Source organism: Helicobacter pylori SA213A, from assembly GCF_000476275.1.
In the GTDB taxonomy this organism is placed as follows: Bacteria; Campylobacterota; Campylobacteria; order Campylobacterales; family Helicobacteraceae; genus Helicobacter; species Helicobacter pylori_CL.
Genome location: NZ_CBOM010000010.1, coordinates 1 through 22,777, shown reverse-complemented (window position 1 = coordinate 22,777; position 22,777 = coordinate 1). Strand labels below are relative to the sequence as shown.

At 39.0% G+C, this 22,777-nt stretch carries 21 protein-coding genes and 3 pseudogenes; 16 read left to right on the top strand and 8 right to left on the bottom strand.

Features of this window, described 5'->3' with window-relative positions:
* Positions 1-3: 3 nt before the first annotated feature.
* Positions 4-1,750 (bottom strand): annotated as a pseudogene (locus QT74_RS04775) (hypothetical protein).
* A 109-nt stretch (positions 1,751-1,859) separates the two neighbouring features.
* On the opposite strand from QT74_RS04775, the gene QT74_RS04770 reads away from it, so the two are divergent.
* From QT74_RS04770 to QT74_RS04705, 14 genes are all read left to right on the top strand, one after another.
* Entirely contained in the window at positions 1,860-2,273 is a 414-nt protein-coding gene (locus QT74_RS04770; RefSeq protein ID WP_001023005.1) for a universal stress protein, read from the top strand.
* 14 nt (positions 2,274-2,287) lie between these two features.
* Positions 2,288-2,563, top strand: a complete 276-nt coding sequence (locus tag QT74_RS04765; RefSeq protein WP_000784907.1) for an ATP-dependent Clp protease adaptor ClpS — start codon at positions 2,288-2,290, stop codon at positions 2,561-2,563.
* On the top strand, positions 2,563-4,788 hold the full coding sequence (locus tag QT74_RS04760) for an AAA family ATPase (protein WP_033765059.1): 2,226 nt from the start codon (positions 2,563-2,565) through the stop codon (positions 4,786-4,788). The genes QT74_RS04765 and QT74_RS04760 overlap by 1 nt, the downstream gene beginning before the upstream one ends.
* The gene (gene panD / locus QT74_RS04755) at positions 4,778-5,131 is read left to right on the top strand and encodes an aspartate 1-decarboxylase (protein WP_033765057.1); all 354 of its coding nucleotides are present in this window, start codon (positions 4,778-4,780) and stop codon (positions 5,129-5,131) included. Before QT74_RS04760 ends, panD begins: the two co-directional genes overlap by 11 nt.
* A 2-nt stretch (positions 5,132-5,133) precedes the next feature.
* Positions 5,134-5,436: a YbaB/EbfC family nucleoid-associated protein gene (locus QT74_RS04750; RefSeq protein ID WP_000347926.1), complete on the top strand. Its 303-nt coding sequence runs from the start codon at positions 5,134-5,136 to the stop codon at positions 5,434-5,436.
* Positions 5,436-6,431: a PDZ domain-containing protein gene (locus tag QT74_RS04745; protein ID WP_033765055.1), complete on the top strand. Its 996-nt coding sequence runs from the start codon at positions 5,436-5,438 to the stop codon at positions 6,429-6,431. Before QT74_RS04750 ends, QT74_RS04745 begins: the two co-directional genes overlap by 1 nt.
* A gap of 7 nt (positions 6,432-6,438) precedes the next feature.
* Complete coding sequence (locus QT74_RS04740; protein ID WP_033765052.1) at positions 6,439-7,494, top strand: type IV secretion system protein; 1,056 nt, start codon at positions 6,439-6,441, stop codon at positions 7,492-7,494.
* A 15-nt stretch (positions 7,495-7,509) separates the two neighbouring features.
* Positions 7,510-7,623 (top strand): hypothetical protein, encoded by a 114-nt coding sequence (locus QT74_RS04735; RefSeq protein WP_001217873.1) that lies wholly within the window; start codon positions 7,510-7,512, stop codon positions 7,621-7,623.
* Positions 7,620-8,363, top strand: a complete 744-nt coding sequence (locus QT74_RS04730; RefSeq protein ID WP_033765051.1) for a VirB8 family type IV secretion system protein — start codon at positions 7,620-7,622, stop codon at positions 8,361-8,363. Before QT74_RS04735 ends, QT74_RS04730 begins: the two co-directional genes overlap by 4 nt.
* Complete coding sequence (locus QT74_RS04725) at positions 8,363-9,340, top strand: TrbG/VirB9 family P-type conjugative transfer protein (RefSeq protein ID WP_033765047.1); 978 nt, start codon at positions 8,363-8,365, stop codon at positions 9,338-9,340. The genes QT74_RS04730 and QT74_RS04725 overlap by 1 nt, the downstream gene beginning before the upstream one ends.
* On the top strand, positions 9,333-10,469 hold the full coding sequence (locus QT74_RS04720) for a DNA type IV secretion system protein ComB10 (protein ID WP_033765041.1): 1,137 nt from the start codon (positions 9,333-9,335) through the stop codon (positions 10,467-10,469). Before QT74_RS04725 ends, QT74_RS04720 begins: the two co-directional genes overlap by 8 nt.
* Positions 10,470-10,539: 70 nt before the next feature.
* The gene (locus QT74_RS04715) at positions 10,540-11,952 is read left to right on the top strand and encodes a mannose-1-phosphate guanylyltransferase/mannose-6-phosphate isomerase (protein ID WP_033765040.1); all 1,413 of its coding nucleotides are present in this window, start codon (positions 10,540-10,542) and stop codon (positions 11,950-11,952) included.
* Positions 11,953-11,979: 27 nt separating this feature from the next.
* Positions 11,980-13,125, top strand: coding sequence for a GDP-mannose 4,6-dehydratase (gmd, locus tag QT74_RS04710; RefSeq protein WP_033765038.1), 1,146 nt, complete (start codon positions 11,980-11,982; stop codon positions 13,123-13,125).
* A complete protein-coding gene (locus QT74_RS04705; RefSeq protein WP_033765035.1) occupies positions 13,118-14,050 on the top strand; it encodes a GDP-L-fucose synthase family protein in 933 nt (310 codons plus the stop codon). Before gmd ends, QT74_RS04705 begins: the two co-directional genes overlap by 8 nt.
* A 311-nt stretch (positions 14,051-14,361) precedes the next feature.
* On the opposite strand, the gene hypE is transcribed toward QT74_RS04705, so the two are convergent.
* From hypE to QT74_RS04685, 4 genes and pseudogenes are all read right to left on the bottom strand, one after another.
* Entirely contained in the window at positions 14,362-15,360 is a 999-nt protein-coding gene (gene hypE / locus QT74_RS04700) for a hydrogenase expression/formation protein HypE (protein WP_033765031.1), read from the bottom strand.
* A 2-nt stretch (positions 15,361-15,362) separates the two neighbouring features.
* Positions 15,363-17,615 carry a carbamoyltransferase HypF gene (gene hypF, locus QT74_RS04695; RefSeq protein WP_033765027.1) on the bottom strand — a complete coding sequence of 751 codons (2,253 nt, stop codon included), beginning with the start codon at positions 17,613-17,615 and terminating at the stop codon, positions 15,363-15,365.
* Positions 17,612-18,604 carry an agmatine deiminase family protein gene (locus QT74_RS04690; RefSeq protein WP_033765025.1) on the bottom strand — a complete coding sequence of 331 codons (993 nt, stop codon included), beginning with the start codon at positions 18,602-18,604 and terminating at the stop codon, positions 17,612-17,614. The genes hypF and QT74_RS04690 overlap by 4 nt, the downstream gene beginning before the upstream one ends.
* 62 nt (positions 18,605-18,666) lie before the next feature.
* A pseudogene (locus QT74_RS04685) lies at positions 18,667-18,939 on the bottom strand (DNA-methyltransferase); the annotation flags it as partial.
* Between QT74_RS04685 and QT74_RS04680 the strand changes: the two are divergent.
* A pseudogene (locus QT74_RS04680) lies at positions 18,921-19,837 on the top strand (adenine-specific methyltransferase EcoRI family protein). The pseudogenes QT74_RS04685 and QT74_RS04680 overlap by 19 nt on opposite strands.
* Before the next feature lie 10 nt (positions 19,838-19,847).
* Here the strand turns inward: QT74_RS04680 and QT74_RS04675 are convergent.
* From QT74_RS04675 to rsfS, 3 genes are read right to left on the bottom strand one after another with little or no spacing between them, the layout of a single operon-like run.
* On the bottom strand, positions 19,848-20,954 hold the full coding sequence (locus tag QT74_RS04675; RefSeq protein WP_033765021.1) for a glycosyltransferase family 8 protein: 1,107 nt from the start codon (positions 20,952-20,954) through the stop codon (positions 19,848-19,850).
* Positions 20,955-21,851, bottom strand: a complete 897-nt coding sequence (miaA, locus tag QT74_RS04670) for a tRNA (adenosine(37)-N6)-dimethylallyltransferase MiaA (RefSeq protein ID WP_080247181.1) — start codon at positions 21,849-21,851, stop codon at positions 20,955-20,957. It lies immediately after the preceding gene.
* Between the two features lie 7 nt (positions 21,852-21,858).
* Positions 21,859-22,200 carry a ribosome silencing factor gene (gene rsfS, locus QT74_RS04665; protein WP_001076151.1) on the bottom strand — a complete coding sequence of 114 codons (342 nt, stop codon included), beginning with the start codon at positions 22,198-22,200 and terminating at the stop codon, positions 21,859-21,861.
* Positions 22,201-22,259: 59 nt separating this feature from the next.
* On the opposite strand from rsfS, the gene queF reads away from it, so the two are divergent.
* Positions 22,260-22,706 carry a preQ(1) synthase gene (gene queF, locus QT74_RS04660; RefSeq protein WP_033765015.1) on the top strand — a complete coding sequence of 149 codons (447 nt, stop codon included), beginning with the start codon at positions 22,260-22,262 and terminating at the stop codon, positions 22,704-22,706.
* Positions 22,707-22,777 lie beyond the last annotated feature (71 nt).

Here is a 22,777-nt window from a genome sequence, read left to right as displayed (position 1 = left end):
GGTTTAATTTCTAAATTGGTAAGCGCCATCAAAGATTTGAGAAGTCAATACATTTTTGATTTGTGGTAACTTCACATTCTTTAGCGCTTCTCGTGGGACTTCAACGACTAATTGGTTTAACGCTTGGTCGCTTAAAGGGTTATCAATATCAAAAATGAAACTCAATGTGTTGTGGAGTGAATTGTAGGTGATTTTGTCAATCAACGCATAATTAAGTCTAACGCCCTCTGCTTGCTCTATGGCTGTTACGATGCTTTTAGATAGTCTAGGGCTGATGCTATCAAGTTGTGTCGCTAAATCTGTCGGCGAGATAAAGCAATAACCCGCATCGGTGTCTATGGTGTTAGCAAGCACTTTAGCTAATAATGTCCTACTCACTTTTTTGCCTTGTCGCATAGCTTTGGCAACCTTGCGGATTTTAATATTGTGGTTATAGCTCTGCCTAAAGCTTTTGCTTGTGATACATTTTAGTTTTTCTCTGTCAAAAATACCTTTTCGTTCCCAATCCTCTATCTCATCAATAGAGAATGATTGTTGATACCCATTAGTCCTAGAACTATTCTGTCTTGCTATAATGCTAGATTTAACAAAGTCCATAACTCCTAACCCCTCTGTATCTCTAGGTAGTCTTATCGCTTTTATTTGTGTCTTAACGATGTCTTTAAAATACACACCATAATTGTCTTTGTCCTCTTTTTTAAAGAAAGTATAGACTTTGTCTTGTAATCTTGTGAGAGATTGTGGCAACTCATTAGGAGCAGAGAATGTGATGCCTGTAAAAGTCCAATCCACTTTACCAAAATCCTTTTCTGTCGCTAATACTAAATCTACTTTTCCAGTCTCGGCGTTGTCGCAATAACAAATCGCCACTTGATTGAAATAATTTGCCAAATCTAATAATTGGTCTTTCAAGTTAAATGAGTTACTAGGTTCGTTTTGAAACACAAAGAAACTAACTTCTTTGCTTGGTAATAATGGGTCATCTAACCTATCTTTCCAATAACCTGTTACTTGTAGATAACCTAAAAAGTGTCTCTTTTGGTCTAATAGAGATTTTAGCTCTTGTGTCCTTTTAATATTGTCTTTTTGAGTATAGCGGTATTTTTTGACAAATTTATCGCTAGACATAAAGTCTCTCATTGTCGCATTGCTGTTTATGAAATTATCAACATAATTTTTACCTAACTTCCTACTCAATGTCTCATAAATTCCTTTAACTAAAATCTTATATTGTGGGATAACTTTACCTTGTGGCATAAAGAAGTCTTTAACTTTAATAGATTTTGTGGGGTCAATGTCATCAGTTGCCTCTCTAAATTTAGTCTTATTCTCTTTCATTTGAGCTAAATAAAGCTTTGATATTTTGTCTTTTTCATTAGGTTTTAATCCACTATTATAAGCTTTTTTTTAACAAGGATTGTTGGTCATTAGTGAATGTAGCTTCAAAATAAGGTTTAAAAACTCTAAACGCCGAGATAGTCCCAAAAGGTAGTCCGCTTTTGATTTTATTGACAATGCTGTTAAGACTAGTAGCTTTAATAGTAGTCTCTTGTTCTCTTTTAAGTCGTGAGAGTTCCTCACCAAACGCATCTAGCGTGGCTCTTAAAGACAATCCACCTTTTATCTTTACTCTAGGTTTATTTTGTCTAGCTAATTTCCTGTCCGCTAACGCCTTATCAATAGATGCTGTCAAAGAATTGTTTCTTTGTGGCTCATCAACAAATTCTAAAAAGTCGTAATTCAATATCATTTTGTGTCCTTTTCTTTAAGCGAGATTGTAGCGCTTTATCTTTGAGCTTTCAGCGGGTCATTAGGGTTTATTTGGTATAATACCAAAACTTCATTTAAGGTTGGTTCTTATGAATATTTTATTTGGGATTAGCGACACGCAAGAATGTTATAACGCTATTAAATTCGCTGTCAAATTAGCCCATTCGCTTAAAGAGGTCCGTTTCACTCTATTGCATGTGAGCATGGAAGTGTTTATTTATAGCGAAAGCGGGATGATGGATTATGGCCAGACAGAAGCCTTAGAAGAAGAAAAAGCTAAGGCTTTGTTAAAGCAATTTGAAGACGCTTTCAAAAAAGAAAATATAGAGTGCGAGAGCGTTTTAAAAAGTGGTGATTTGATTGATGTGGTCTTGGATATGGCTAAGGATTATGATTTGTTATTGATCGGGGCGAGCGAATCTAATTTGTTGTATCGTTTGTTCATTTCGCACCAAAATAGCTTGGTTGAACAATCCAGTATCCCTGTTGTGATCGCCAAGTAGCATGGATAAGCGGCATGAAAATGTATAACATACCCACCCCCACCATGGCGCAAGTGATCATGGTTGATGACCCCATTACGACAGCGGAATTTGTGATCTCTGCTTTGAGGGATTTTTTTGACAAGTCTTTAGAAGAGGCCAAAGCCCTCACATCAAGCATCCATCGTGATGGCGAGGGGGTTTGTGGCGTCTATCCTTATGATATTGCCAGGCATAGGGCAGCATGGGTCAGGGACAAAGCTAGAGAGCTAGATCTCCCCTTAAAATTATTGGTAGAAGAGATAAAATAATGGCTAAATTCAATCAAGATCTCAATGAAGTTCTAAACCAAGCTTTAAATTTAGCCCTAGATCTTAACCACGCCCTTTGCACCACAGAGCATGTGCTATTAGTCATTTTAGAGCATGAGAGCGGGGCAAAGATTATTGGTGCTTTAGAAAGAGATGACTATGATAAATTAAAACAAATCCTTAAAGACTATTTGTTGCAATATGTGCCTTTAAAGAGTGATCCAGCCAAAATGCCTGCTAGGAGTTTTGTGCTATTAAGAATGCTTAAAAGAATGTATGCGAGTTGTTTTGAGAGCGTGGGCGTGGAGGAATTGCTTATTTTAATGCTGGATCACCCCGATTGTTACGCTTCAAAACTCATGGATAGTTTTGGCATCGCTCGTTTGTATTCTAATCCTGCTTTATTGGATTTGGATAACCATGGTATTCCTAATGACATTAATGATAATGAAGAAGCGCCCAAAAACACTCCCCTAAAAAAATACGCTAAAAACTTGAGCGCTTTAGCCCAAGATAACGCTTTAGATCCAGTCATTGGCAGAGAAGAAGAGATTTTAAGAGTGATAGAAATTTTAGGGCGCAGGAAAAAGAATAACCCGCTTTTAATTGGCGAAGCGGGCGTAGGGAAAACCTCCATCGCTGAAGCTTTGGCTTTAAAAATCGCTCAAAAAGAAGTGCCGGAGTTTTTGCAAGAATATGAAGTCTATTCTTTGGATTTAGCTTTAATGGTGGCTGGAGCGAAATACAGAGGGGATTTTGAAAAACGCTTGAAAAAAACGCTCAAAGAAATCCAACAAAACGGCCGCATCATTTTATTCATTGATGAAATCCACACCCTTTTAGGCGCAGGGAGCAGTAACGCTGGGAGCTTGGATGCGGCGAACATATTAAAACCGGTTTTAACGGATGGGGGCTTGAAATGTTTAGGAGCGACCACTTTTGAAGAATACCGCAGCGTGTTTGAAAAAGACAAGGCTTTTAATAGGCGCTTTTCAGTCATAAAAGTTGAAGAGCCTTCTAAAGAAGCGTGTTACTTGATTTTGAAAAAGATCGCTCCCCTTTATGAAGAACACCACCAGGTGCGTTATGATGAGAGCGTGTTTAAGGCATGCGTGGATTTAACGAGTGATTACATGCATGATAAATTCTTGCCGGATAAAGCGATTGAATTATTAGATGAGGTGGGATCGAGGAAAAAAATCAGCCCTAAAAAGGGCAAAAAAATCGGCGTTGATGATGTGAAAGAAACGCTCGCTCTCAAGCTTAAAATCCCTAAAATGCGTTTGAGCAGCGATAAAAAAGCCCTTTTAAGGAACTTGGAAAAATCGCTTAAAAATAAGATTTTTGCCCAAACCGAAGCGATCAGTCTCGTCAGCAATGCGATTAAAATCCAGTATTGCGGGCTTTCTGCAAAAAATAAGCCTGTGGGGAGCTTTTTATTCGTGGGGCCTAGTGGGGTGGGGAAAACAGAATTGGCTAAAGAATTGGCCTTGAATTTGAATTTGCATTTTGAACGCTTTGACATGAGCGAATACAAAGAAGCCCATAGCGTGGCAAAGCTCATCGGGAGTCCTAGCGGTTATGTGGGGTTTGAGCAAGGGGGGTTACTAGTGAATGCGATTAAAAAGCACCCGCATTGTTTGTTGCTTTTAGATGAGATAGAAAAGGCTCATTCTAATGTGTATGATTTGTTGTTGCAAGTGATGGATAACGCCACTTTGAGCGATAATTTAGGCAATCAGGCGAGTTTTAAGCATGTGATACTGATTATGACTTCAAATGTGGGGAGTAAGGATAAGGACACGCTAGGGTTTTTTAGCGCTAAAAACACCAAGTATGATAAAGCCGTTAAAGAGCTTTTGACCCCTGAATTACGCTCCAGGATTGATGCGATCGTGCCGTTTAACGCGCTCAGTTTGGAGGATTTTGAACGCATTGTCTCTGTGGAATTAGACAAATTAAAAACCCTAGCGCTAGAGCAAGACATAACCTTAAAATTCCATAAAGAAGTTGTGAAATTCATCGCACAAAAAAGCTACCAAACGACTTTAGGAGCGAGAGAAATTAAAAAAATCATTCATAATGAAATCAAAACTAAATTAAGCGATATACTGCTCTTGCAATCGCTTAAAAAACCTTGTAAGATCGCTTGCTTGCTAGAAAAAAACCAATTGGTTCTAAAAGAAATCAAGCGCGTGCAAAAGGTGAAAGAAAATGACTTTTGAAATGCTTTATAGTAAAATCCATAGGGCTACTATCACAGACGCTAACCTCAATTACATAGGCTCGATCACCATAGATGAGGATTTGGCCAAGTTTGCTAAGCTTAGAGAGGGCATGAAAGTGGAAATCGTGGATGTCAATAACGGCGAACGCTTCAGCACCTATGTGATCTTAGGGAAAAAAAGGGGCGAAATTTGCGTCAATGGCGCAGCAGCCAGAAAGGTGGCCATAGGCGATGTGGTGATCATTTTAGCTTATGCGAGCATGAATGAAGATGAAATCAACGCACACAAGCCGAGCATCGTGCTAGTGGATGAAAAAAACGAAATTTTAGAAAAGGGTTAGAGATGGATTTTAGTCAATTGGGCGGGTTAAGCGGGTTATTAGACGGCATGAAAAAAGAGTTTTCCCAACTAGAAGAAAAGAATAAAGACACGATCCACACTTCCAAAAGCGGTGGGGGAATGGTGAGCGTGAGTTTTAATGGGTTGGGGGAATTAGTGGATTTGCAAATTGATGACAGCCTATTAGAAGATAAAGAAGCGATGCAAATCTATTTGATGAGCGCTTTGAATGACGGGTATAAAGCCGTAGAAGAAAACCGAAAGAATTTAGCCTTTAACATGCTGGGGAATTTCGCTAAATTGTGATGTTTCACAAAGCCTTTATTGTTCTATGGTTTTTTTTGAATGGCTTAGGGGCTTATGATTTCAAGCATTGTCAGGCGTTTTTTAAAAAAGCGAGCCTTCAAAAAGGAGGCGTGGCTTTAAAAGAATTGCCTAAAGGCGTGTATTTATATTATTCCAAAACCTACCCTAAACACGCCAGAGTCATCAAATCCGATCCTTTTGTAGGGTTGTATTTGTTACAAAGTGCGCCAAGCGAGTATGTTTATACATTAAGGGAATTAGACAAAGACGCCCTTATAAGGCCTATGGCTAGCATAGGGGATAAAGAAGCCCTAGAAGCGCGATTATTGGCGGGGCAAAAAGGTTATGAGCGCTACGCTCAAATTTCACAAAAGACTCAAAAAAATGGCGTTATCAGCAATATTTGCTATCAAATGTTAGGGCTAGGGGTAGGGGGGAATGGCTTTATAGAAACGAAATTTATCAAGCGCTTTTTAAACCAAAAAGAGCCTTATTATGGGGATATTGGGGTGCGTTTAAAAGAACATCATAAGCGTTTAGTAATAGCGCAATTCGATCCCTTTTTCCCTAAAAACCCTTTTTTAAAAAACGATGAAATCCTAGCGATCAATAATCAAAAGGTCCACTCGTTAGCGGAGTTTGAATGGGTGGTGAGCAATCTTAAATACCAAAGCCTTGTAAAAGTGGAAATCAAACGAAACCATAAAATCAAAGAAGTAACGCTCAAAGTCAATAAGCGTTATGGAGGGTTTTTGCTCAAAGACACTTTTTTAGAGCGCTATGGCATCGCTTTAGATGAGCGTTTTATGATCACTAAAATAGGCAGTCATTTGCCCAAAGGCTTGGATTTTTTAAAGCTTGGGGATAGGATTTTATGGGTGAATTATAAAAGCGTGGCGTCCAACCCGAAGGCTTTAAGAGAAGCGTTAAGCGCGCCTAAAATTGAATTATTAGTCTTGCGTAAAGGCTTTGAATTTTACATTAAAGTCCGTTGAAGTATTGATGAAAAATGACGCCTATGAGATTATCCTTTCTTGGTTTATCACGCCTCTCACGGCGATTTTAGGGCGTTTCGCTGAATTTTTTCTCTACACTTTGCATGCACAATTGGTGTTTAATAGCGTGGTCGCTTTGGCGTTCATGCTCTTTGCTTACAGGAGCTTGAAAGAACAGAATTTCTTCAGCGTTAGCGCGCTAACAGAAGCGTTATTATTTGTGGGGTTTTTTGCGCTGTTTAACTACGCTTTAAAAAATCCTTTGCATTTTTATGAATTTTTCCAAAACGCTATTTTTATTGCGCCTAACATGATCACTCAAAGCCTCTCTCAAAGCTTGAGTAGCTTTTCTAACCACGCGCTTTCTTTAGATTTTATCTTTAATCATGGTTTCTATGCCCTTAGTTTTATCAGCGATTTGAGCCATAATGAAATGTCTGTGTGGCTTTTTTTAAGCATTTTGCAAGCGCTTTTTTTGAGCGTTTTGTTTGCAATTATCATTTTAGTGTATTTAGAAGTGCATGTGTGGTGCTCTTTAGGGGTGCTGTTTTTAGCGTTTGGGTTTTTTAAAGCCTGGAGGAGCGTTGTGGTTATATGCCTAAAAAAATGCTTCGCTCTTGGGTTTTACAAGCCTTTTTTGTTGTTGGTGGGGTTTTTGAACGTGTCGGTTACTAAGGCTTTAATCAACGCTCATATGCAAGAAAAACAAGACTTAAGCCTTTTGTTGGTGGTAGCGTTATTTTTGTGTTGCGTTTTTATCATAGGCGTGCCTTTTTTCATCAACACTTTGTTTAGGGTGCAAAACAGCCTTAAAGAAACTTACAAACTCGCTACCAATTTGAGCGCTAACCTCAGCCAAAACGCCCTTAATTCCTTACAATACATCACGACCCCGCCCGCTCCCTCTAGCGTTTCTACTTCTACAAGCGGTAGCGTTTCTAAAGAAAAAGAAACGCATTCCCCCACATTTAAGGTAGAAACCACTCAATTAGATGTAAAAATCCCAAATTTCAAGCAAAAAAAGGTTAAAAAGGATACAATAAATACAAAAAATGAAATTTAAATAAATAGGAATTTAATGAGAATTTTTTTTGTTATCATGGGACTTGTGTTTTTTGGTTGCACCAGTAAGGTGCATGAGATGAAAAAAAGCCCTTGCACCTTGTATGAAAACAGGTTAAATCTCGCATGAGAGAAAAGCCTTTCAACAGCGAGCAATTAGTCTTTTTAGAAGAGCTTTTAAGCCACCAAGAAAAGCATTTAGAAAACAAGCTTTCTGGTTTTTCGGTGAACGATTTGGACATGCAAAGCGTGTTCAGACTGGAGAGAAACCGCTTGAAAATCGCTTACAAGCTCTTAGGCTTGATGAGTTTTATCGCTCTTGTTTTAGCGATCGTGTTAATCAGTGTTCTACCCTTACAAAAAACCGAACACCATTTCGTGGATTTTTTAAATCAGGACAAGCATTACGCCATTATCCAAAGAGCGGATAAAAGCATTTCCAGTAATGAAGCGTTGGCTCGTTCGCTCATTGGGGCGTATGTGTTAAACCGAGAGAGCATTAACCGCATTGACGATAAATCGCGCTATGAACTGGTGCGCTTGCAAAGCAGTTCTAAAGTGTGGCAACGCTTTGAAGATTTGATTAAAGCCCAAAACAGCATCTATGCGCAAAGCCATTTGGAAAGAGAAGTCCATATTGTCAATATTGCGATCTATCAGCAAGACAATAACCCCATTGCGAGCGTCTCTATTGCGGCTAAACTTTTGAATGAAAACAAGCTCGTGTATGAAAAGCGTTATAAAATCGTATTGAGCTATTTGTTTGACACCCCGGATTTTGATTACGCTTCCATGCCTAAAAACCCTACCGGCTTTAAAATCACCCGCTACAGCATCACTGAAATCGCGCCGACTAATAGGAATGATTGATGCGTAAGGTTTTATACGCTCTTGTGGGCTTTTTGTTGGCTTTTAGCGCTTTAAGAGCCGATGATTTTTTAGAAGAAGCGAACGAAACGGCCCCGGCGCATTTAAACCACCCCATGCAGGATTTAAACGCCATTCAAGGGAGTTTTTTCAATAAAAACCGCTCAACAATGTCCAACACTTTGAACATTGATTACTTTCAAGGGCAAACCTATAAAATCCGCTTGCGTTATGCGATGGCGACCTTATTGTTTTTTTCAAAACCCATTAGCGATTTTGTTTTAGGGGATAAGGTGGGATTTGATGCGAAAATCTTAGAAAGTAACGATCGTATTTTGCTTATCAAGCCTTTACAAATCGGCGTGGATTCTAATATCAGCGTGATAGATAGTGAGGGTAAGATTTTTTCTTTCTATGTGTTTTCTACCACTTTTACTAGCTCCAAACACCCTAATTTACAGGTTTTCATAGAAGATAAAAATTATTATTCTAACGCTTTTTTGAAGCCCCAAAAAGAAAATAAAGAAAATACCCTTGAAAACGCTCCCACAAACAACAAACCCTTAAAAGAAGAAAAAGAAGAAACCAAAGAAAAAGAAGAAGAAGAGACTATAATTATTGGCGATAACACCAACGCAATGAAAATCGTTAAAAAAGACATTCAAAAAGGCTATAAGGCTTTAAAAAGCTCTCAAAGGAAATGGTATTGTTTAGGGATTTGTTCTAAAAAATCCAAGCTCTCTTTGATGCCTAAAGAAATCTTTAACGACAAGCAATTCACTTATTTCAAATTTGACAAAAGATTAGCGCTCTCTAAATTCCCGGTGATTTATAAGGTCGTTGATGGCTATGATAACCCGGTGAATACTAGGATTGTGGGCGATTACATTATCGCTGAAGACGTTTCGGCTAAATGGACTTTAAGGCTTGGCAAGGACTATTTGTGTATCCGTTTTGTCAAAAAGGCTAAAGATGAATAAGTGGCTTAAGGGGGCGATTGTTTTTGTAGGGGGTTTTGCAACGATTATAACCATTTCTTTAATCTATCATCAAAAGCCAAAAGCCCCCCTAAATAACCAACCTAACCTTTTGAATGACGATGAGGTGAAATACCCCTTACAAGACTACACCTTCACTCAAAACCCACAGCCAACTAACACAGAAAGCTCCAAAGACGCTACCATCAAAGCCTTACAAGAACAGCTCAAAGCCGCTTTAAAAGCCCTAAACTCCAAAGAAATGAATTATTCTAAAGAAGAGACTTTTACTAGCCCTCCCATGGATTTAAAAGCAAACACAACCCCCCCTAAAAAAGACTTTTCTCTAAAGCAATTAGATTTACTAGCCGCTCGCATCACCCCTTTCAAACAAAGCCCTAAAAATTACGAAGAAAACCTAATTTTCCCTGTGGATAACCCTAAGGGCATTGATGGTTTTACTAACCTTAAAGAAAAAGACATCGCTACCAATGAAAACAAACTTTTACGCACCATTACAGCGGATAAAATGATACCCGCTTTTTTGATCACGCCCATTTCTAGCCAGATCGCTGGTAAAGTGATTGCGCAAGTGGAGAGCGATATTTTCGCTCACATGGGCAAAGCTGTTTTAATCCCCAAAGGCTCTAAAGTCATAGGCTATTACAGCAACAACAACAAAATGGGCGAATACCGCCTGGATATTGTATGGAGCCGCATCATCACTCCCCATGGGATTAATATCATGCTCACTAACGCTAAAGGGGCGGACATTAAAGGCTATAACGGCTTGGTGGGGGAATTGATTGAAAGGAATTTCCAGCGCTATGGCGTGCCGTTACTGCTTTCTACGCTCACTAACGGCTTGTTGATTGGAATCACTTCGGCTTTAAACAACAGAGGCAATAAAGAAGGAGTCACCAATTTCTTTGGGGATTATCTTTTATTGCAATTGATGAGGCAAAGCGGCATGGGGATCAATCAAGTGGTCAATCAAATTTTAAGAGACAAGAGCAAGATCGCTCCTATTGTGGTGATTAGAGAAGGGAGTAGGGTCTTCATTTCGCCCAATACTGACATCTTTTTCCCTATACCCAGAGAGAATGAAGTCATCGCTGAGTTTTTGAAGTGACTTAAAAAATGCCCAATTAAAAACGCTATAATAACCCTAAAAAACAAAAGAGAGCCTGACAAGAAAACTTATGAAAATTAAAAATATCTTACTGAGTGGGGGGAGCGGGAAACGCCTATGGCCTTTAAGCCGTAGCCTATACCCTAAGCAATTTTTAAAGCTTTTTGACCATAAAAGCTTGTTTGAATTGAGTTTTAAAAGAAACGCTTCCCTAGTAGATGAAACGCTCATTGTGTGCAATGAAAAGCATTATTTTTTAGCCCTAGAAGAAATAGAGAATGAAATCAAAAACAAAAGCGTGGGTTTTTTATTAGAGAGCTTGAGTAAAAACACCGCTAACGCCATTGCTTTGAGCGCTTTAATGAGCGAGAGGGAAGATTTACTCATCGTTACGCCAAGCGATCACTTGATTAAAGACCTTCAAGCGTATGAAAATGCAATCAAAAAAGCGATTAATTTAGCCCAAAAAGGCTTTTTAATCACTTTTGGGGTGAGTATTGACAAGCCCAATACGGAGTTTGGGTATATTGAAAGCCCTAATGGTTTAGATGTGAAGCGCTTCATTGAAAAGCCAAGCCTAGAAAAAGCGATAGAGTTTCAAAAAAGCGGGGGTTTTTATTTCAATAGCGGCATGTTTGTTTTCCAGGCGGGCGTTTTTTTAGACGAACTAAAAAAGCATGCCCCTACTATTTTAAAGGGGTGTGAAAGAGCGTTTGAATCGTTAGAAAACACGCATTTTTTTGAACAAAAGATCGCTCGTTTGAGCGAAAAGAGCATGCAAGATTTAGAAGATGTGAGCGTGGATATAGCTTTAATGCAACAAAGCCACAAAATCAAAATGGTAGGATTAAACGCCAAGTGGAGCGATTTAGGGAATTTTAACGCTCTTTTTGAAGAAGCGGCTAACGATCCTAAAGAAAATGTCAGCCTGAATCAAACGCCCATTTTTGCCAAAGAGAGCCAGAATAATTTAGTGTTTTCTCATAAAGTGAGCGCTCTTTTAGGCGTTGAGAATTTAGCCATCATTGACACTAAAGACGCTCTTTTAATCGCTCATAAAGACAAGGCTAACGATTTAAAAGCTTTAGTGAGCGAGATAGAAATAAATAACCAGGAATTGCTGCAAACGCACACTAAAGTGTATCGCCCTTGGGGGAGTTATGAAGTCTTGCATGAGAGCGGGTGTTACAAGGTTAAGATTTTGGAAGTCAAACCAAACGCTAGGCTTTCTTTACAAAAGCATTTCCACAGGAGCGAGCACTGGGTGGTGATTAGCGGGATGGCGAGCGTGGAGTTGGATCACCAATCGTTTGAATTGCAAGCTAATGAGTCCACTTATATCCCTAAAAACACCCTACACCGCCTGGCTAATTACGGCAAAATCCCTTTAATTATCATAGAAGTTCAAGTGGGCGAGTATGTCGGTGAAGACGATATTGTGCGCATTGATGATGATTTCAACAGACAAAATCAAAACGCCTAATAAAGAAAATTCAATAAAGGAACAATAATGAAAGAAAAAATCGCTTTAATCACCGGGGTTACTGGGCAAGACGGGAGCTATCTGGCTGAATACTTGCTGAATTTGGGTTATGAAGTGCATGGGTTAAAAAGGCGTTCTTCTAGCATCAACACTTCTAGGATCGATCATCTGTATGAAGATTTGCACAGCGATCATAAAAGGCGTTTTTTCTTACACTATGGGGATATGACCGATAGCTCTAATCTTATCCATTTAATCGCTACCACTAAGCCTACAGAGATTTATAATTTAGCCGCTCAAAGCCATGTAAAAGTCTCTTTTGAAACCCCAGAATACACCGCTAACGCTGATGGTATTGGCACGCTAAGGATTTTAGAAGCCATGCGGATTTTAGGCTTAGAAAATAAAACACGATTCTATCAAGCCAGCACGAGCGAATTGTATGGCGAAGTCTTAGAAACCCCGCAAAATGAAAACACCCCCTTTAACCCACGAAGCCCCTATGCGGTCGCTAAAATGTATGCCTTTTACATCACCAAAAATTACAGAGAGGCTTATAATTTGTTTGCGGTTAATGGCATTCTTTTTAACCATGAGAGTAGGGTAAGGGGCGAAACTTTTGTAACCCGTAAAATCACACGAGCCGCTAGTGCGATAGCGTATAACTTAACGGATTGCTTGTATTTAGGGAATTTAGACGCTAAAAGAGACTGGGGGCATGCCAAAGATTACGTGAAAATGATGCATTTAATGCTCCAAGCGCCCATCCCACAAGATTATGTGATCGCGACAGGGAAGACCACAAGCGTGCGCGATTTTGTGAAAATGAGCTTTGAATTTATCGGTATCAATTTAGAATTTCAAAATACAGGGATTAAAGAAATCGGTTTGATTAAAAGCGTTGATGAAAAAAGAGCGAACGCTTTACAATTAAACTTAAGCCATTTAAAAACGGGCAAAATCGTGGTGCGTATAGATGAGCGTTATTTCAGGCCTACTGAAGTGGATTTGCTCTTAGGCGATCCCACTAAGGCTGAAAAAGAGCTGGGCTGGGTTAGGGAATACGATTTAAAAGAGTTGGTTAAGGACATGTTAGAATACGATTTAAAAGAATGCCAGAAAAACCTTTACTTGCAAGATGGGGGTTATATTTTAAGGAATTTTTATGAATGAGGTTATTTTAATCACCGGCGCTTATGGCATGGTGGGGCAGAACACGGCGTTGTATTTTAAAAAAAATAAGCCTGATGTTACTCTACTCACCCCTAAAAAGAGCGAATTGTATTTATTGGACAAAGACAACGTTCAAGCTTATTTGAAAGAATACAAGCCTACAGGCATTATCCATTGCGCCGGGAGAGTGGGGGGCATTGTGGCGAACATGAACGATCTTTCAACTTACATGGTTGAGAATTTACTCATGGGCTTGTATCTTTTTTCTAGTGCTTTAGATTCGGGTGTGAAAAAAGCCATTAATCTAGCGAGCTCTTGCGCTTATCCTAAATACGCCCCTAACCCTTTAAAAGAGAGCGATTTATTGAACGGCTCTTTAGAGCCAACGAATGAAGGCTACGCTTTAGCCAAACTTTCTGTGATGAAGTATTGCGAATACGTGAGTGCTGAAAAGGGCGTTTTTTATAAAACTTTAGTGCCTTGCAACCTTTATGGCGAGTTTGACAAGTTTGAAGAAAAAATAGCGCACATGATACCAGGGCTTATTGCTAGGATGCACACCGCTAAATTAAAAAATGAAAAAAATTTTGCGATGTGGGGCGATGGCACGGCCAGAAGAGAGTATCTAAACGCTAAAGATTTAGCCAGATTCATCGCTCTCGCTTATGAGAATATCGCTTCAATCCCTAGCGTGATGAATGTCGGCTCTGGCGTGGATTACAGCATTGAAGAGTATTATGAAAAAGTCGCTCAGGTTTTAGACTATAAGGGCGTGTTTGTTAAGGATTTATCCAAACCAGTGGGCATGCAGCAAAAGCTTATGGATATTTCCAAACAAAAGGCTTTAAAATGGGAATTAGAAATCCCTTTAGAGCAGGGCATCAAAGAAGCTTATGAGTATTATTTGAAGCTTTTAGAGGTTTGAAATAAAATCAAGGCTCTTATGGGGTTATAAAAACGCTCCGCCATTAAGCGTCAGGCTAGCGGTAGTTACGATATTGTGATTATCAATTTGCTTCAAAAAGCTTGAGCCATTAAAAGGGTTTGGTCGCTTTACTCTCAATTTCAAGCACTTTTTTATCATCAATATCAAGCCCGCTTTTTTATAACCCGCCACTAACACCCTCTTATTGCAAGTTTTCTTTCAAATAGCTTGAGTATAGTAGGCTTAGACTTAGCTTAGGTGATCTCTAAAAAATTTTTAGAGGGCAAAGGCGTAGGGTTTTAAAAATCGCCTTAGCAAATCCTAGGCAACAATTCGCCTTCTGGCACCTCTAAAATCCTTTCAAAACCCCATGCGTTCTTTAAAACCACGCTAGGATAAGGGTTTTCAAGCACTTTGCCAATCACGCAAGCGTTTTTAGCTTTTTCGTTACTTTTTAAAATTTCTAAGGCTTTAGGGGCGTCTTTTTGATTGAGCGCTAAAACAAACACCCCCTCATTGGCTAGCGCGTAGGGTTCTAGCCCTAAAATCTCACAAATCCCTTTCGTTTCTTCTTTTAAGGGGATTTTTTCTTCTTCTATAACGATTTTCACTCTAGAGCTGTTCGCCCATTCATTCAGCACGCTCGCTAACCCGCCCCTAGTCGCATCTCTTAAAGCATCAATTTTGAGATCGCTTAAAAATAGGGGTTTTAATAAGGGATAGAGCAGTTGGCAATCGCTTTCTAGATTGGTTTTGAGCTTGATTTCATGACGCATCGCAAACAAGCTTGCCCCATGATTGGCGATAGTGTCGCTTAGGATAATGGCTTGTCCTTGTCTTAAATGGCGCGAAGAAATCCCTGGCTTGATGATTTTACCGATACATGTTGTGTTGATAAAAAGCTTATCCACGCTCCCCTTTGGCACGACTTTAGTGTCTAGGGAGAGGAGTTTTAAGTTGGCTTTAAACAATTCTTTTTGTATGGATTGTAAAATTTGTTTTAAAAGAGGGATTTCTAAGCCTTCTTCTAAAATAAAACCCATATTCAAATACAAAGGTTCGCCCCCTTGCACGCTCACATCATTCGCGCTCCCGCAAATGCAAAGCTTGCCTATATCGCCTCCATTAAAAATTAAGGGCGTGATGACAAAACTATCCGTGCTCACGCAATATTCCCCACTAGCCTTAAATTTAGGGGCGTCTTCATCAAACGCAACGATAAATTCTTTTAAATAGGGCATAAAGACCCGCTCAATTAAAGCGTTTGTTTCTTTCCCTCCGTTCCCGCATGCTAGAGTTACGCTATCCATTTTTATCCTTTTTTGATGATTGTAGGGTTGAAATACGCCATTAAGGCTTGACCGACAGGGATACTGCTATCGTTAGGGGGGAAATGCTTGTGGAAAAAATACTCCCTTTGAAGGTTTTTCAATCGTTGGGCCAATTGTTCGCACAACAATTGGTTGCAAAACACGCCCCCACTGCACACCACCACATGCTCTTTAAAAGGCGCGATTAAAGCGGTAATGATTTCTACTAAGCTGTTAAAAAATTTCTTAGCGATGCGTTCAGGATCTAAAACGCCCAAATCCTTTTCAAACGCTTGATAAAAATCTTTTAAACACACCACGCTGTTTTTGATTTCAAAAGGGTAAAAGGCGATCTCATCGCTTTGTAAGGCTAGATTTTCTAAAACCTGCCCGCTCTCTGCTTCAAAGCTAATCGTTCCTGTTAAATCCAAACTAAACGCTACTATATCAAACAAACGCCCTATAGAATTGGTAGCTATGCTTTGAATTTTTTTGTCATGCATTTGTTGGAAAATTTCTAATTCGTCTTCTTTAAAATGTTTTTGAACGCGCTCTAAAAGCTTGTTGAGTTGGTGTTTTAAAGCGATTTCTAAAACCAGGCGTTTAGGCTCTTTGATCGCTTTTTGCCCCCCTAAAAGCAGAAATTCTTCAAACCTGGCCATCTCTTCAATGCGTTCCAAATCCCCCACAAAACACTCCGCCCCATAAATCTTATTGTCATAAGCCCCACTCCCATCCCAGACAATACCTATAAAAGGGTGATTTAAATGCGGGTCTTGCAATAATGCGTCTAATACGCTCGCTAAAAAGTGGGCATGGTGGTGCTGGACTTGCAACAAGGGCGTATTAAAATCAAAAGCCATTTGAGTGGTGGTGTAATTTTTATGCTTATCGCAAGCTAAGAGCGTGGGCTTGAAATCATAGGTTTTTAAGAAAAAATTCAGGGTTTCTTTAAAGTGTTTTTCATTTTCTAAAACGCTCAAATCCCCACAAAAAGGCGAGAGTAAAAGAACGGAAGTTTCGCTATCCAACAAACTAAAATGCCCTTTTTGTTGTGCTCCAAGCGCTAAAATCTTTTTTGGCGAATCATTAGAGCGTTTGGGCAAAGCAAGGTAAAGGGGGGCAAACCCTCTAGCCAAACGCATGGGGCGAATCATATTGTCCACGCATTGCGCGATACTATCATCAATCCTGTGGATGATGGCGCGGTTGTGCGTGAGCTTAAAATCAAAAATAAAATGAAAACGATCCAACTCTTTTTCATCGCTCGCTAAAGGGAGGGAGTTGAAATTCGCGCTCGTGAATACAATAGGGAAATTTAATAAATCCAACAACAAAGCATGCAAAGGGGTATAGGGTAAGATGACGCCATAAAAGGGGGAGTTTTTAGCGATATTAGGGGCTAATTGCGCATTAGGTTTTTTGTGTACTAAAAGGATGGGGGCGTTAGCGGATCTTAAGCTCTCGCATTCTAATGCATTCAAAAATGCATGTTGCTTGGCTGTGTTTAAATCTTTAAACATGAGCGCAAAAGGCTTTAGGGGGCGGTTTTTTAAAAGCCGTAATCTTTCTATGGTTTGAAAGTTCCTTGCATCGCACACCAAAGCAAAGCCCCCCAAACCTTTAAGAGCGATGATTTTACCCTTTTGAATGTCTTTAGCGCACTCTAAAAGCGCACCATCATCGTTTAATTGCTTGTAGTTAATCGTAATACCGCACTTTTTGCAGCTTATGCCTTGGATATGGAATCGTTTGTTAGTAGTGTCTTTATAGACAAATGCACAAAATTCACAGAGCTTGAAAGGTTTTAAGGCAGAGTTTTCTCTGTCATAGGGTAAGGCGTTTAAAAGGCTGTATCTTGCCCCGCATTTCGCGCAAGAATTAAAAGCGTAATGAAAATAGGGGGAATTTTCATCTCTAATCTCACGCAAGCAATCATCGCACACGCCTAAATCTTTAGGGATTTGACTGAGCAAATTTAAGGGGTGGTTCTTGCTTTCTAAAATCCTAAAATCATTAAAATGCAACGCTTTATTATAGGGGCTAATAATGATTTTTTCAACCAACGCTAAAGGGGGTAATCCTTTTTTGAGAGCGTTTAAAAAAGATTCTGTTTTTTGAATGGGCAAGACGATTTCTAAAGCCGCTTGAGTGTTACGCGCAAAGCCTACAAGCTCTAATTTTTGAGCCAGGGTATAGATAAAAGGGCGCATGCCCACGCCTTGAACCACGCCAAAAAGCGTGATTTTATTCAATAAAGTTGCATCGTTACACAATGCAAGCTCCCATGCTGTTTGATTAGGGTGCTACAATCAATCCCTACCACTTCTAGGGGCGTGTGCTGTTTTAAGGTTTCTAAAATGAGCGCGTCATTAGGGTCGTTGTAAGTAGGCACAATAAGAGCGTTATTGCACAATAAAAAATTCACATAAGTTGCTGGCAGGCGTTGTTGGTTTTCATCAAAAATGGCTTTGGGGATTTCTAGGGGGATGAGTTTATAAGGCGTGCCATCAAGTTTTTTAAAGGTTTTTAATTCTTCTTGCATTTTTTTTAGGGCTTCGTAATGTTCGTCATTTTTATCCTCGCATGCGCTATAAACAATGGTGTCTTTATCCAAAAAGCGAGCGAGCGTGTCGGTGTGGCTATCGGTATCATCGCCTTTTAAATAGCCATAAGAATACCATAACACTTGTTTAGCCCCTAATTCCTTTTTAAGCATTTCTTCTATTGCATATTGATTCAAATGGGGGTTACGATTTTTTTCTAACAGGCATTGGGTGTTGGTTAAAATACTCCCAGCCCCATCGCTCTCTATGCTCCCGCCCTCTAAAACATAGGGAATCGTTTTTAAAGGGTGTTTTAAAAGCCCTAAACTTTTGAGTTTGAAATTCACTTGATTGTCTAAATTGGATGGGTATTTTAGCCCCCAGCCGTTAAAACCAAAATTCAAGCATTCTAAAACGCCATGATTTTCAATGCTGATCGCTCCAAAATCCCTAGCCCATGTGTCGTTAGTGTCAATTCTTGCGATTTCCACGCCGGGCAAGTTTTTAAGCGTCTCATAACCGATAGTATCGCTCGTATGGACGCACACTAACACTTTAGCGTGTTTGGCTATGGTTTGAACGATGTTTAAAAAGCTCTCTCTGGCTTCTTTAATGCAATACGCCCAATCGCCAAACTCATGGGGAAACGCCATGAGAACCGCTTGGATTTTTTCAAACTCCGCTAACATTCTTTTCATTAAAAATCCTAATAAGGTATCATTGCAAGCAACTATAACACAATCTCATTCAAATAGCGTTTTTAAACCGAGCCTAAACGCTTTTTAGCGGTTTGAAAATATTCTTTTTCTAATTCTATACCGATAAAATTTCGCTTTAAATTCTTGCATGCCAAACCGGTGGTGCCGCTCCCCATGAAAGGATCTAGCACGAGATGATTAGGGTTTGTGTGGATAGAAATGATTTTTTCCATTAAGGCTAGGCTTTTTTGCGTGGGGTGTTTGGTCTTTTCAAGCCCGCTCACCACAGGGCTTTTTAAAATCAAGGGCCGTAAATATTTTTCATTTTTGGGTTTATACGCAATTGGCAGACATAGAAAATGAGTTGCAATACTATAAACAACATTTTAAGAATAAAGTTGTTTTTTGCAATTGTGATGACGCAAGGGTAAGTAATTTTTTTAAATACTTCTTTGTTCATTTTCAAGAACTAGGGCTTAAAAAATTAATTTCTGCTTGTTGTATGGAACCAGAAATATCTAGTAATAGCAATAAAATCTCAAAGGGATTTTATTGCGAGTATGAAGGGAAAAAGGATTGGCAAACAACCATTGATGGATTGAAATTTTTTAAAGGAGATGGCGATTTTCGTAGTGAGGAGAGCATTCAATTGCTAAAAGAGGCAGATATTGTAGCAACTAATCCACCTTTTTCACTTTTTAGAGAGTTTGTAGTGCAATTGATCGAACACAACAAGAAATTTTTGATTATTGGAAATATCAATGCAATTACATACAAAAACATTTTTACTCTAATTAAAAATAATAAAGTATGGTTAGGCATGCATCTTGGTCGAGGGATTTCAAGTTTTATTGTTCCACGACATTATGAACTTTATGGCACAGAAACTAAAATTGATAGCTTAGGTAATCGCTTAATCTCTCCTAATAATTGTTTATGGCTTACAAATTTGGATTATAAAAAAAGGCATGAGATATTACCACTCACAAAGAAATACGATAAAAATAAGTATGAGTTATGTGATAATTTTGATGGAATTAATGTGAATAGAACCATAGATATACCTTTGGACTATAGGGGTTCTATGGGAGTCCCTATAACTTTTTTACACAAATTTAATCCTAAGCAGTTTGAGATTATTGGTTTTAGGAAGGGAAATGATGGTAAGGATTTGTCCGTGAATGGTAAATGCCCCTTTTTAGAGTTTTAATTAGACATAAAAAAGATTACTAAAGGTGTATTCTTAATGTTTAGTCTTACAAAAGGACTTCAAAATATTTTTTATCCTAAAACAAAAATAATCCCTAATCGTTTTTGATCTTATGTGGGTTTTAAAAGATTGCATTTGTTGGTCTTTAGCCATTTCAAGGCGTTCTTTAAAAAAATCGTTTTTAAAAGGGGTGCAAAAAAGGTTTGCAAGCCAAAAACTCGCTTCGGCTTCATAGCAAATCAAACGCCCGTTTAAAGAACTGACAGAACGCCACGGCTTGTGTTTGATAAAATGGAGCATGATGATATTTTTAGGGTAGTGCTCTTTGAAAGAATCAGAATAGCAATTATAATAAATAGGCAATTCTAAAATACGCTCTAAAAACACCATATTGATTAAACACTGCTCAGGGTAGAAAAGGTCTTTCCCCCTAGTTTTCAAAAACTCTAAAGCGGTTTTTTCAAACCCATTTTCGCGCCATAAATCTAAATTCGCCACCAAAAAGCCCATGTTAAAGCCTTGATGGATGCGTTTTAATTCGTTTTGGCTAAAGCGTGAAAAATCCATTTTAAAATTCTTGCAAGTGCGCTCAATAAAATCACAAAAGGCTTCAAAAGGAAGGTGAGAAAATGTGTCTCTCACCATGCCAAGCAATTTAGTGGGGTCGTTATCTAGCGCAAAATAAGCGCTTGCAACATCGCCTAAAAACACCGTATCCACATCTATGGAAATGATTTTAGAATAATTAGGGAAGAGCGAAGCGAGCAAAAGCCGGCACAAAACAAGAAGCCCGCCATAACGCTTGGAGCAAGACTCATTGAGATAGCTTTCTATGGAATGATCCAGCGAATTGATATTGATAAACTCTAATGAAGCGAATCTTTTAAAAGGCTCAATGGTTTTTAAAAGCTTGTTTTGCTGCTCTAAAGTTACCCCTTTAACCAAACAATGGATTTTATACACGATGTTAGCGCCTAAAAGTTGGTTGCTTTGATTTAAGGGGCTAAAGTCTATCGCGCTCGTGTGTCTGCTCGCATGGGAGAGTAAAGAATAAAGGCTCACGCTAGCTCCTAGTGCGTAATTCTTATCAAAACTCATAAAAATAGGGATAACTTGATCGGGTAAATTTTGCGTATCCATTTACCGCTCTCTTATACCGCTTTTTGAGCGCTTTAAAATCGCATGCCTAACTTCTTCAACACTCCCCGCATAAAGGTTATTGAATTGGGTTTTATTGAAAGTGTTTTGGCGCTTGGCTAATTTGATGGTGTTAGAGGTAATCGCTTCTTCTAGCTCCTTTAAAGTGAGTTGTTTTTCTAAATAAAGAACGCTCTCTTTAACGCCTATGGCTTTAAAGGGCTGCGAATCTTTAGGGTATTGAGTATAGAGAGCTTTGATTTCTTCAACAAGCCCTGAATGGAGCATGTTTTTGGTGCGCTGTTTGATGTTGTTATGAAGCGCGTTTTTTTCAATAGACAGAGCGAATAAGGAGATAGCATGCTCAAAGGGTTTTTTAGGGTTAGCCTTAAAATATTCGCTTGGGGGCGTGTGGGTGGCATAAAAGATTTCTAAAGCCTTATGGATGCGGTAAGTGTCGTTTGGATGGATTTTAAAAGCCATGTTAGGGTCAATGGATTTTAAAAATATATAAGGATTAGCGAGGGCGGCAATTTCTCGCTCTATTTTTACAACCTCTTCATTGCTCAGTTTTGGCATGCTACTCAAACCTTCTAAAATGGATTTTAAGTAAAAACTGCTCCCTCCTACAATGAGTAAAATTTTTTTTTGGGATACTCTCATGGCGTCCTCTAAAAGGGTTTTAAAAAGAGGAGCGTTATTTTTTTCATCAATGTTAAGGCAGTCTAGGGCGTAATGTTTGATATTTTTTCGCTCTTTCAGGCTCGGTTTAGCCGAAGCGATATTAATGTCTTTATAAATACTCAAAGAATCCAAAGAAAAGATTTCAGCGTCCAATTCTTGGGCTAATTCAATGGAAAGAGCGCTTTTCCCGCTCCCGCTAGGCCCTAAAAGCGCGATGAGTTTTTTAGGCGTTTTGATAAGGAAGCCCTCTTTTATAAGCGTTCAAAAACCCTTCCAAATCAAATTTTTTACGGCATTCTTCGGTGAAAAGATGGATCATCAAATCCCCCAAATCCAAAATGATCCACTCTTCATTAGACTCATCTATCTGGTAAAAGACTTCGCCTAAAGGCTTAAGGGTGTTTTTAAGTGCGTCTAATAAAGAAAGGGCATGCTTATTCGCTAGCGTGGTGGCGATAATGACATCTTCTACCAAATAGGGGGTTTTAGACAAATCAATATGCGTAATATCAAAAGCCTTTTTTTCATCTAATAAAGCCGTAATCGTTTCTATGCGTTGGTTCATGAGTTTCCTAAAAAATGGGTTAAAATAGCCTTATTATAACTTAAATCAAGGAAGGATTAATGACCCCTGAACTAAACCTCAGATCCTTAGGCACTAAAACGCCCTATATTTTTGAATACAGTAGCGATTTACTAGAAGCTTTCCCTAACCCAAACCCCAATTTAGACCCCCTAATCACTCTAGAATGCAAGGAATTTACAAGCCTTTGCCCAATCACCTCCCAGCCGGATTTTGGCGTGATTTTTATCCGCTATATCCCTAAAGATAAAATGGTAGAAAGCAAGTCTTTAAAACTCTATTTATTCAGTTACAGAAACCATGGGAGTTTCCATGAGAGCTGCATCAACACGATTTTACTAGATTTAGCCCGATTGCTAGAGCCAAAGTATTTGGAAGTGTATGGAGATTTTGCCTCTAGGGGTGGGATTGCGATCAAGCCCTTTGTGAATTACGCGATCAAAGAATACCAGGAATTTAAAGAAAAACGCCTTTTGAATGCGAAATAACACGCAAGAGAGGTGTTAAGATTGAAGCCATTCCAATTAAATGGACAAATTAGAGAGCAAGAAAAAAGATT